Consider the following 11,610-nt stretch of genomic DNA (forward strand, 5'->3'; position numbering starts at 1 on the left):
TTTTTTGATAAGCTCAATTAAATATATTCAGTTTATCGAGAATGGTTTTAGTTTAGAATAGCAAGCTGTTCTAATTTGATAATTTATTGAGACCTTTAATGGCTGCTTTTAACGTCGAAAAGATTACTCACGTACACCACTGGAATGACACATTATTCAGTTTTAAAACGACTCGCGATACAGCATTGCGTTTTAAAAATGGTCAATTTGTGATGATTGGTTTAGAAGTCAATGGCAAGCCTTTAATGCGTGCGTATTCGATTGCTAGCGCGAACTATGAAGAAGAACTTGAGTTTTTCTCTATTAAAGTTCCAGATGGTCCTTTGACATCAATCCTACAAAAAGTAAAAGTTGGTGATGAAATTTTAGTTTCTAAGAAACCGACTGGTACACTTGTTCTTGATGATTTAAATCCTGGTAAAAACTTGTATCTTTTATCATCAGGTACTGGTTTAGCTCCTTTCCTTTCGACTATCCGTGATCCTGAAACTTATGAGCGTTTCGAGAAAATCATCGTTGTACACGGTACACGCTATATCTCAGAATTGGCTTATCAAGACCTTATTCAAAATGAAATTCCAAACCATGAGTTCTTTGGGGAACTTGGTGCGAAAGAAAAGTTAATTTATTACCCAACAGTTACACGCGAAGACTTCCATACTCAAGGTCGTGTTACAACTGCGATTGAAACTGGTGCTCTTTTCGAGAAAATCGGCTTACCTCGTTTTAATCCTGAAACTGACCGTGCAATGTTATGTGGTTCTCCTGCATTCCTTGACGATGTAGCTGCACTTCTTGATCAACATGGCCTAAAAGAATCTCCACGAATGGGTGTTCTTGGTGATTATGTGATTGAACGTGCTTTTGTTGAAAAATAAAAACTTGTACATTAAAAACCGAGCTTTTTTGCTCGGTTTTTTGTCTCAGTGTTCAATTAATCCTTTTAAATAACTTATTGAGTCTTTGTTTAAAACTTTAGTAGTTTTTATTAATTAATGAATTTCTCTATGAATTAATCTACCATTAATTTATGGTTCATTTAATCTAAAACTAATCAGGATTGAATGAAGATAATAATAGCTTAACAATTATTATTTTTTAATCATATATCCATACCAACATGAAATTTGAATTACTCCGATGATTCTTTTACTTCATGCTCAGCATTTTCGAGTGCAATTTGTTCATGGACTGGTCCTAATTTTTTATCCACTCTTTTACCCTTCCAACTCCGTTTAGATTCATAAACAGTTCTTTGTCTAAAGTAACTAAATGGTTCAATATTTGCCACAAATCCGACTTTCGAATCATGAACATAATTGGAGTAAAAATCCACGACATCTTGATCAACTGTTGTTTCCCAACTTTTTAATTCCCAATCATCTAAATCGATTAAAAATTCATATGCTTTTGCTAAAGGGTAAATAATTCTAAATATTTGTTTTATACCTTTTAAATTTGATTGATCAAATGTGGTGAAGTTTCTAGCTTTTTTTACTCTTTCGACTTCAGTTGCCATATCTACAGGGCCTGTTGGTGAAGCGAAGTTCTCTCTTCTGGCGATTTGGCTCACTGAAAGATAGGCTGGATCTTCTTTAGAATTACCCTGTGCTAAATATTGTTGTCTTTGACGATGTAAAGTTCCATAAGCACCATAATGTAGCTTCATATAGTTTTTGATATCCTCCTATACATCACCTGTGGAAGCTCCAGCAAATTTTTGCACTGATTCAAAAAGTTGTTGTGTTTTTTCTTCTATATTAAATTCATCCTCGAATAAAATTGGATCTTCTTCCTTGAGCTTCTCATAAGTAAAAACTTTTACACCAGCCGTTTCAGCCCTTTCAAGCATATGTTTCAATGGTATTCGAGCAAAATTATTACTAATTGTTTGCGAGTTTGGCTCATACCCTCCTCCAACATCGGAGTGCATACCAGGATATACAATTTCCTTCCATGTTCTTGGGTTAGCAAATTTTCCATCTATGCGAATTGAATCTACTGGAAAAGCAAAACGTAATTCATTTCCTGCGACTTGATGCACACAATTTTTTACTCTAGGATCAACGACCATATCGCGACCTTTAAAACTAAGTTTATTTGGCATGTTAGTCGCAGGTAAGCCAAACGAAGCAACCGTGTCAAATATCCCTAAAAATTGAATTTCCATTGGGGCAGGCTCAGCCTGACCTGTCACTGAATACTTTAGGCTCAAGTCTTCTATTTCAGTTTTCCAAATCATTTCGTTAGAAAATACACGTGCTAATGCTGCACCACGCGAAAAACCAAAAATAGATAAATTAATTTTTTTAATTAGTCGATGCTCATTTAAATTCGACTCGATTTTTACTAAAGCTTCGTTTTTACGTGCTTCTACTTGAGGCTTTAATGTAGCTTCGACTTGTTCTATTTTCTGTTTTAAAGTGTTTTCAAGGCTAATCCCAATTTGAGATTCACCATATTTCAACCTTCTTATCCCTCCCCAACCTGTTGCCCCACCAGTTGGAAAAGTATCCTGTGCTGAGGCAATTTGACCATTAAGCCAATTACGTGTATCTCCGTTAAATGGCGTACCAACCCCAGATATGTATTGGATGATTGAGTTTTACAGGTGATTTTGTACGCTCTATTTCGTATAAGCTATATGATTGTGCATTACGCCATAACTTTGCTGGATTGGCTAGTTTTCCTTTATCCTGATCCTTCTCTAAGTTATTACCTGTACCATCAAAAAATACTGAAATATGCACAACATCCTTACAGTCCTGTTTTGATTGCGGAGGATGATTATCGACATCTTGATTACTATTTTTTATTTTTTGTAACTCAGAAACCATAAATTTACCTTTTTATTTTTTATCGTTCTCATTTAGTTCATCAATGAATTTAGATCTTATTTCTAACCCTTTTTTTGTCGCACTTGGCATATTTCTTCCCTCAGTCAATGTAATTTCTACTGTGTCATCAGGATAAAGGTGAACAGCCAAATAACTTTTTCCTTTTAAATCTTCTTTTGTCAAATAAGGAATATTTTTTGCAACGTGTTGTTTACGAATATTGGTTTGTCCCCATGTGATATATTGAGGACCAGTGATCACAGCAGATCGCTTCGTAGCAGCGCCAAAACCACCACCGACCTCCTCTCCATTTAATTTTACAATATAAGGTCTATAGCTCGGATCATATCCAAACGATGTTGTCGTCAGAACATATATTTTGCTTGAGCCCACACTACAACCAACTAGTCCTAAAGACAAACTCACTGGTAGCATGAAATTTTTTTTTAGTATATTCATTGACTCACCTCTATATGTACTCTGATTCTCAAATCAAGTACAACTTGATCTGACAATGAATTAATTCTTACTATCAAACTGCCAATACACGTCTCCCCAATCACTTTCAAAGTCAGGAAATATTTCTCCTTGTTTAAAGTATTGACGTGAATTTTCTTTTAAATGCGTAAACCAGTAACCTGAATGTGGACAGTGTTCCCCTGCAAGTACGATCTCTATTCTTTCTTCGTATACTGGTTCTATTTCAACATGTTTAAGCTCTGGCCATGTGCTGTCTTCATCAAATCGAGCAATCCATTGTTTTGCACTTATAGCGTCAAATCTAGGATTTGGATCATCAGCCCATGTATCTAAGGTGGTGAGTTTTAAGTTGTCGCACCGAATCGGTTTTATCAACTCATTCGCCTTAACCAATAAATCTGGGACACCCTGTTCCACTGGATAAAGTGATAATTCGCCTAAGCGTATCCAAAGACTAAATTTTGTAGGATCACTAGCATCTTCTATTTTTGTGATTTCTATGCGTGGATCATTCAGCTTTTCTCGGATTTGTTCTTCGCTTAATCCTAGTTTGTCTAGCCAATAGGGAGAAAGTAAAAAGCACCATGTAGGAGTACGAATACCACCGCCCAAACCATCACGATCTTCTGCAATAAACATATTATCATGGGAAAATTCCATACCAGGATGATCAATATCGAGTCCGTAGAAATAATCTGAAAAAGTACGCTCAACAGTTTCATACTCAGGTGAAATATATGCAAACTGTCCAGTATTACCTATTTCATATCCGCTATATGCTTGAATTGGATTTATTTTTTTTATTATTTTTTCAACAAAAGCATGCCAAATAATTTTATTTGACTGATACCATTGATCACCAAAAGTTAATTTAATACTAGAATAACGTTCATTTGTGTCTCTAATTTTAGCACCTAGGGCCCAACGTGCACTTTGATTAGGAGATTCTGCAGATGTTGCACCAACGTAGTAAATAAAATGTTTTTTATATACCTTTGTCATTTCCGTTAACATTTCGTCACGATTTTTTATCCATGAGCTTGCATTTTTCCAAATTTCTGTATCGCATCGAAATCTTAAATTAAATGGTTTATCAATTATTTGATTTTCGAATTCATGATATATATCAATTACCTTCTCAAGAAAAGCTTGAGGATTTATTTTTGTTTGATCAATATAAAATGAAATATAAGGACATACTCCGAATTCTTTTTTTTCTTCACCGTAAATTATTGACGTATCAAGAGGAATATCCTGAACTAACTCTTCTATTTCTTGACTATTCAAAAATAAAGTTGATGTGCTCATCTACAAATCCTAATTAATAAGCTAATTTAATTTCTTCCACGACGATTATTAGATGAATTACCGTGAGGCTTATCATCGTTAGATTCTGGTGACTTATCTTCAGGATAACGAAACAACGGTAACTTAAATCCTTCACCAACCGTAATACCACTAACTCTATTTATTGTTTAGATTGATTATTTAATTTGCAATATTCATCAAATTGTTTTTCTGATTGATCTGCCCATCTACACTGAGATGTATATCTTCATTACTTTCTATGGCAATGGAACTTGGTGAAGCCAAGAGCATGACCGCTTGTTTAAAGGTAGCGGCTTTGCTTTGGTCTTCGCTCTCTAAGTTCTTGAGATAGCCCTGTAGGTTTTCGAGTAAGCTCAGTGGATCAGTTTGTTGATTTTTTGCCACTTCACTGAGGTCTTTCGCTTGTTCCTGTTTGTAGGTAGAGATGAGTATACCTTCTCCTGCACGCACTGCCCCCTTTGATCTGTTCTGAGTTCAAAGATTTCATCATAAGGGGTAGCATGACAAAGCGTTCAATTAAATAAAAGCCTAGAATGACTTTCTATTCTTCACCGTCATATACCCAATATTCTTCGCCCCAATCTTTACTAGATTTATTCATTATGGTTCCTTTGTTGAAATACAATCGTTTTGCCTTATCATTAGATAAAATCCAATAACCTGTTCTTGGGCATAATTCTCCCCCTATAACTTTTAAATCAGGTGTAGTAAAAGTATCTACATCCTCACCGCCAATATCTTCAAACTCCCCATCTACTAATTCAACAAAGTACCAACTACAATCAGCCTTAGAAAAAACATTATTTGCTAATAAAGATGGCCCTAGTTCCAATTGTACTTCTCGATCTGATTTTAAATAATCCCAATCATCTTCTATTCGCTTATTTTTAATATTCTCAATAGCGAATGCTTTTAGCTCTTCAGAAGGAGTCCATGCTGTGTATTCATTAAACTTAGAAAATAAGTCCTTTCCTAAAACATTGAGTGTCTTGCATTCCTCTAACTGCCCACGTGTAGGACTATTTTCATCACGATAAGTCCAAGCAAATTGTGGTACGCCATATCGATCACCCATAGGAATATATACCCCTGTCTTTGATATAGGTTCTCCACTATTTACTCGTATATCTGTACGAAGTTTAAATTTAGGTACTTTATGTTCAAAAATTCCTAGTTCTTTAATCACTTCAAATAAAGTATATAAATCCCATGATCTTGGTGGTTTTACACAAGAATCATAATAACTACATAATCTGTATAATTCATCAAAGCGCGTTTTAAAATCTGTTTCTTCTTCTTCTGACATCCAGTTGGGTTGAAACTCGCCTAACATGCGTGCTGTATTATATGCAGCTGTCCAGCCATATTTTTCCTGTTTCGTCTGTTCTATAATCCTAATTAAATCTATTCTGAAATCGAGTAAAGATGGGTAAGCATAGGTACTCCAATTGGCTGAGCTATCCCCCATTCCCCATCCCTCTTGCAAGAGGACACGGTCACGATACTGCTGATCAGCCAAATCAATTACTCCACCAGTATGTTGAATCAACTCATCCAGTTTGGTCAGTAACATTTCCAAATAAGATCGTGAAGTAACATAATAAATTAGGGCAATTGATTGTTTTTGAAAACGAGTCAATTTAGAACAGCTTCTAAGCATAAGTTAGTCATCACTATCAAACTACCAAAACTCCTCATCCCAATCAGATTTGATCTCAGGTAGAATTTTACCATCATCAAAACTTTATCATTATTTTGACAATCCAATCTTTTATATATAAATTATTTCTTATTAGTAACTTCTAAATACCAAATCGTTTCTCCCCAGCTATTATTCTCAATCTTCGGAAATACTTCTCCCTGTTCAAAATAACGGGATTGCAATTGATTTGCAGGACTCCACCAATTACCTGACTGTTGACAAGTCTGCCCAGCAAAACCTTTTAAATTTTCAGCTTGAATAGTCTCAGATGACCCACCCTCGTCTGCAATTCGTTCAACCAATACCCATTCCGTATCTTCCTCATGATCATATTGTGGGCAATCTGGATCAAGTCCCACTAATGCTTCTATCGCATCATGCCCTTTAAGCAGCAGCTGTGCACTTGCTTCCTGTATTTCAGGAATGTAAATACCATCCTGTGGCACAGTTTCGCCTGTTTTTACCGTAACATTTTGGTTTAACTTATATATTGGTAAAGATGATGGTAAGTTTAACTCTCCTAAATAATCTGAATCATAGTCTTCTTTTAAAAAAGTCATAGGCCAGCTACCAAAAACTGTAGCTTTAATATTAGATGATAACTTACTAGCTTTACTTTGCCATTGATCAAATAAGGCTAAATTACCCTCATCCATCCAATCAGGGAAATAGTCTATTCTTTGATTTCTAAAGTCAGTCACCACATTCCCTGCATATTGCAAAGCAGATAAATCACCCTCTAATAAACGTTTATATCCATAATTCAAGCTCTCAAGAGTTGATCTGAAATTAGGCAATACATGCTCACCCCAAACTATGTCAGGTTGTTGTGAAATATGTTGGTTTCGATAATCATAAGGTAAATCCTGCATAAACAGCTCAAGTGCATTTTCCGCTGCATCGAGCATATTTTTAAAAGCATCTACCAGTTCTTTAAAATATTCAGCCGAACTATAGCGTTCAAGTAGGAAAATTTCCTGCGGACGAATTTCAGATGATTGCGACATTATTTTTTATCTCCATACCAATTCTGCTCTAAACGCGGCACACCAACCATATTGGTTTTCGTTTCAACAATTAAACCACTGTCATAGCCCCAAGGGGTTGCTTCACGCTTACTTACATTTGCTCGTACTAAATCTTTTGGGTCCAGAACAATTTGTATGCCACCACCTTCAAGTACAAATATCTCGCCTTTGCTATTCACTTTTTCAACTTTACCCGCACTATTTTTAAAAGTCTGACTTGCGGCTGGACCTTCCCATACATTGATCCCACCCCTTGGCACTCGGTATTTAACAACCTCACCATTATGATTCCATGATGCAAATACCGCAAAATAGCGTCGCCAATCGGCTTTACTCTACTTGGGTTGTGCCTGAGGGTACGGGTGGTCCGAACTATCCGAATATGTAATCTCGTTTGAGATCAAAAAAACCCGCGAAAGCGGGTTTTTTATTAAACTTCCATCAATGCGAAAGTTTTCACCTTGAGCGATATAGTTTTATTCTTCTCCATCAAACTGCCAGTACACCTCGCCCCAATCACTTTCATAATTTGGAAAGATCTCACCCTGTTTAAAGTATTGCCGTGAATTTGATTTCGCTGTTGTATACCAATAGCCAGCTTTAGGACAAACCTGCCCAGCCGCTATACTTAATTTTTCAGTTGATTCAGTTTCGGGTTGATTGGATTGTTTTCCTATATTTTCTATATCAAAAATATAATTCTTTTCTTCCTCGGGTATGGTTCCATCTATATAGCGATTGTCTTCCCAAATTAAACGCCATTTAACATCGTACCAATCATCGGTCCCTTCCAATTTATATTGGGTTGCTTCTGTCCCTTCTAAAAAGTAGTTTGGACATCCAACATAAATATTATAGTCAGAATCATTGGTTAATTTTTGATAGACAGGTTTTTCGAACCATGGTTCATAAATGCCTGAAATTTGGATTTCTTCACCTGAATGAATTTGACCTTTTGAGCTTTCATTATAATTTGGGCAAGGGATGATCGGTTCAACGATTTGCTTACATGGTGGCCAGTTTAGTTTACTAAATAAAGATTCATAGCTCCATTTCTTATAATAAATTCGATTATTATTTGGTACATCATATGAAACGTTATACAAAGTATTAACTGTGATACCCTCCATAGCTCTTGCTATCAATAATTTTAAAATATGTCGTGTGTGGTCATGTTCAATAAAAATATTTCCATTTGGCTCTTGACCTATGCCTAGGTTTTGATAAAAAACATCATATAGCAAGCCATGTTCATCACCATAGCGACCAAAAATCCTCCCCTGAATATTCCCTTCAAAATAAAGATCATATGCTTCTTTTTTGAATTTGCTTTTTCTCAGTTCCGTTAAACCTTTTTCTGTATCACTTAGATCACTCAAATAATATAATAATTCTTCTTCATGACTCTCCTTAAAGCCTTCAGGTTCATTCAATAAGTTTAGAGGAGGATGCCTTAATTGTTGCTCAAATGCGTCTACAAATTCTTTCTCCAGTTCATATGCAACATATAAATACCGATAACTGGTATATTTTTTCATGAGATAAAAAGTTTGGTCTCTCGCTTTCTGATCAATGATATACATCATAAATTCCCTTAATTCGCCTTACTTTGCTCATGCTTAGTATTTGCTCGACCTGTCGCAGACACACCACGAGCTACCTGACCCTGTTGAACAGTTTTCTGTGCTTTTTCTCTTGCCGCCAAATACGCAACCGTATCTTCTAATTTTTTTGGAAGAATGGCATCATTCCAATTGGTTTTTTGAATTTTAACCATGTTTTCAATATATTGCCTGATCGGCTGATTGTCTGGGTGGCCAAAATCTATATATAACTGTTTTTCACCACCAGCTAACAACAATCCACTGCCTTGCATTTTTTCTAAATCAAGTTGCTCTGCAACCTGACCTTCCCATACTTTTAAGCCTTGCCAATTTTTAGGTACAACAATATTTAATTTTTCTAACTCAGCTATGGTAGGTATACGGTCTAGGGCCACAAATATACCATTTTTTGACCAGTCACTTTTTACAGCATAATCAAAACGCCATGCTGTGCCATTAATTGGCATTTTATCCGCCCAATACGCACCAGATTTAAATGGTTTTTTTTGATCAATGATTCGTTTCCAGCCAACTCTAGCACCAGGTTTATATAACTTTGCTTCAATATTAGCTTTCTGACTAAATGAGGCTATTACATAATATTTTAAAACATCATTTGTCGCAGAATCATTTTTCTTCTTAGCTAAATCCGGCCATCCGTCCTTATGCTTATAATGGCTTAAAGGCGCAGGTTTATGACCCTTGCTCGCAATCGTATTTCTAGCAGTAGAAGCCAAACGTGCTTCCGTGGTTAAAACTTTAGTTTCTCCACCACCTATCTTCGCACCAGCTTTATTCATCTGGTTGATCATTTCAGATCGGACTTTATTTAAAGCACTGTCCAACTCTTTAATTGCAGAAGGAATCATTTTATCTGCGAGTTTGGCAAGCTTATCTAACTCAGGTAAAAATGAGTTTAATTGTTGTTGTACATGCTTAGGTAGAACGACTCTCGTTTTTGATAAGAAAAACTGAATCGAGGATTTTAATCGCGCAATAAATTTTTTAAACTCGGATAATATTTTAGTTTGGTATTTTGAAAATTTAAGTGCGTTTATAAATTTAATTGGGTCTCCATAACCCATTTTTCTTAAAAAAGCCAAAATTGCAATTGCTACTTCTGCGGCTTTACTGGCATCTTTAATCACAGTAATGAGTAAGCGCCCAATACCTTTTAACACACCACCAAATATTGGAATGAGTGGCAATAAACACAAAATAATACTAACCCAGTTCAGGACTTTATTTTTCTCTTGTTCACTACCTGCCATGCGATTTGAAATAGCGATTAAATCCCTAACAGCTGTGGCTTCACCTGCGACAGGAAACATACTAATAACTGCATCAAATACGATCTGACCTAAAGTTGATTTTTCGTTAAATTCACCTTGTAAGGCTCCACCTACCCAACTGCCGGCAGCCTTGGTATTCGACCAAAGCTCTGAACCAATTTGAATTATAGCTATTTTATTTTCTGCACTCATTTTTTAGAATCCTTAAGTGCTTGTTGGTATGATTCTTCTAGATCTGAGATGTTCCAATCTGCTTTAAAATTAATATTTTCTTCTGCTTGTGCTACAACTTCATAAGATCTAGCATCTTCCCCAAAAATAATCTCTGCTTCACCATCAGGCGCATCTCTTATATCAGCTATCCCTTCATCATTAGTCACACCTGAAAATATCTGACCATTTGCGTATTTCATTTTAAAGTTTACACCTTTAACAGGCTCATCATCATGATATTTAATTGCAATCTGTTGTCTTATTTCATTTGGCATGAGTGGAAAATTCAACGGCACCTTTGCTCCCCCCACAAATTGATGCTGCCCTGCCTTAACCTCAAACTTACCAGCTGTGGTCGGTAAAACTCCCGAACTGCTAATTTCAATCTGTGAGCCACCACCGATCAACACTATTTTTTTTGCCGCTTTAATTTCAATTCGATCTTCCGTGGAAATAATCTGCACACCCTTTCTTGCAATCAGATCAGCACCATCCCCTTGAGCTTGAATCTCGATCTTGCCTTTGCCTGCATAGACTCGTGCCCCTTCTTGCGCTGCAAATAAGCTGATCTTTTTGCTGGCATGTCCGATGATGCTGTCTTGCGTGCTGGTGTTAATGCTTCCTTGTGCAATCTGGTTGATCTGCCCATCTGCACTGAGGTGGATGTCTTCGTTACTTTCTACGGCAATTGAACTTGGTGAAGCCAAGAGCATGATCGCTTGTTTAAAAGCCGCGGCTTTGCTTTGGTCTTCGCTCTCTAAGTTCTTGAGATAGCCCTGTAGGTTTTCGAGTAAGCTCAGTGGATCAGTTTGTTGATTTTGTGCCACTTCACTCAAAGCTTTGCCGTTGTTTAAGCTACTTTCGAGTTGTTGTTTGGCTTCGCTTGCATCTAAATGGTTTGCTTTGGCTTGTTCTTGTTTGTAGGTGGAGATGAGTATGCCTTCGCCTGCTCGTACTGCACCCCATTGGTCTGTTCTAAGTTCGAAGCCTTCGCCGCGTCCTTCACTTTCTGCGGTTGCTTTGGGATGACTGAGATTCCCTAGGTTGAGTTGGCTCGTCCCGTGGGTGTTTTGCAGTTGGGTGGAGATTTGTCCTGTGGTGTCATCAAAGCGGAGTTGTCCATAA

At 36.6% G+C, this 11,610-nt stretch carries 12 protein-coding genes and 1 pseudogene; 1 reads left to right on the forward strand and 12 read right to left on the reverse strand.

Annotation, left to right across the window (positions count from 1 at the left end):
* Window positions 1-98: 98 nt before the first annotated feature.
* Window positions 99-878: a ferredoxin--NADP reductase gene (locus tag AC1M9N_RS07140; RefSeq protein ID WP_035267346.1), complete on the forward strand. Its 780-nt coding sequence runs from the start codon at window positions 99-101 to the stop codon at window positions 876-878.
* 254 nt (window positions 879-1,132) lie between these two features.
* On the opposite strand, the gene AC1M9N_RS07145 is transcribed toward AC1M9N_RS07140, so the two are convergent.
* The 12 genes and pseudogenes from AC1M9N_RS07145 to AC1M9N_RS07200 all read right to left on the reverse strand — a co-directional run.
* Window positions 1,133-1,669, reverse strand: coding sequence for a hypothetical protein (locus AC1M9N_RS07145; RefSeq protein ID WP_481954497.1), 537 nt, complete (start codon window positions 1,667-1,669; stop codon window positions 1,133-1,135).
* Window positions 1,670-1,687: 18 nt separating this feature from the next.
* Window positions 1,688-2,467: a T6SS phospholipase effector Tle1-like catalytic domain-containing protein gene (locus tag AC1M9N_RS07150; RefSeq protein ID WP_481954498.1), complete on the reverse strand. Its 780-nt coding sequence runs from the start codon at window positions 2,465-2,467 to the stop codon at window positions 1,688-1,690.
* 94 nt (window positions 2,468-2,561) lie between these two features.
* Window positions 2,562-2,837 carry a hypothetical protein gene (locus AC1M9N_RS07155; protein WP_481954499.1) on the reverse strand — a complete coding sequence of 92 codons (276 nt, stop codon included), beginning with the start codon at window positions 2,835-2,837 and terminating at the stop codon, window positions 2,562-2,564.
* Between the two features lie 12 nt (window positions 2,838-2,849).
* Entirely contained in the window at window positions 2,850-3,296 is a 447-nt protein-coding gene (locus AC1M9N_RS07160) for a hypothetical protein (RefSeq protein WP_481954500.1), read from the reverse strand.
* Between the two features lie 60 nt (window positions 3,297-3,356).
* Window positions 3,357-4,625, reverse strand: coding sequence for a type VI immunity family protein (locus AC1M9N_RS07165; RefSeq protein WP_481954501.1), 1,269 nt, complete (start codon window positions 4,623-4,625; stop codon window positions 3,357-3,359).
* Between the two features lie 210 nt (window positions 4,626-4,835).
* A pseudogene (locus tag AC1M9N_RS07170) lies at window positions 4,836-5,131 on the reverse strand (type VI secretion system Vgr family protein); the annotation flags it as partial.
* A gap of 56 nt (window positions 5,132-5,187) precedes the next feature.
* Entirely contained in the window at window positions 5,188-6,306 is a 1,119-nt protein-coding gene (locus AC1M9N_RS07175; RefSeq protein WP_481954502.1) for a hypothetical protein, read from the reverse strand.
* Between the two features lie 122 nt (window positions 6,307-6,428).
* Window positions 6,429-7,355 (reverse strand): hypothetical protein, encoded by a 927-nt coding sequence (locus AC1M9N_RS07180; protein ID WP_481954503.1) that lies wholly within the window; start codon window positions 7,353-7,355, stop codon window positions 6,429-6,431.
* Window positions 7,355-7,636, reverse strand: coding sequence for a hypothetical protein (locus AC1M9N_RS07185; protein WP_481597415.1), 282 nt, complete (start codon window positions 7,634-7,636; stop codon window positions 7,355-7,357). Before AC1M9N_RS07185 ends, AC1M9N_RS07180 begins: the two co-directional genes overlap by 1 nt.
* 216 nt (window positions 7,637-7,852) lie before the next feature.
* Entirely contained in the window at window positions 7,853-8,959 is a 1,107-nt protein-coding gene (locus AC1M9N_RS07190; protein ID WP_481595899.1) for an Imm72 family immunity protein, read from the reverse strand.
* Between the two features lie 11 nt (window positions 8,960-8,970).
* On the reverse strand, window positions 8,971-10,464 hold the full coding sequence (locus AC1M9N_RS07195) for a hypothetical protein (protein ID WP_481597416.1): 1,494 nt from the start codon (window positions 10,462-10,464) through the stop codon (window positions 8,971-8,973).
* A partial coding sequence (locus tag AC1M9N_RS07200; protein ID WP_481954504.1) for a DUF2345 domain-containing protein occupies window positions 10,461-11,610 on the reverse strand: 1,150 nt, incomplete at its 5' end. The genes AC1M9N_RS07195 and AC1M9N_RS07200, both read right to left, overlap by 4 nt.

The organism is Acinetobacter sp. ANC_7655 (assembly GCF_056784015.1).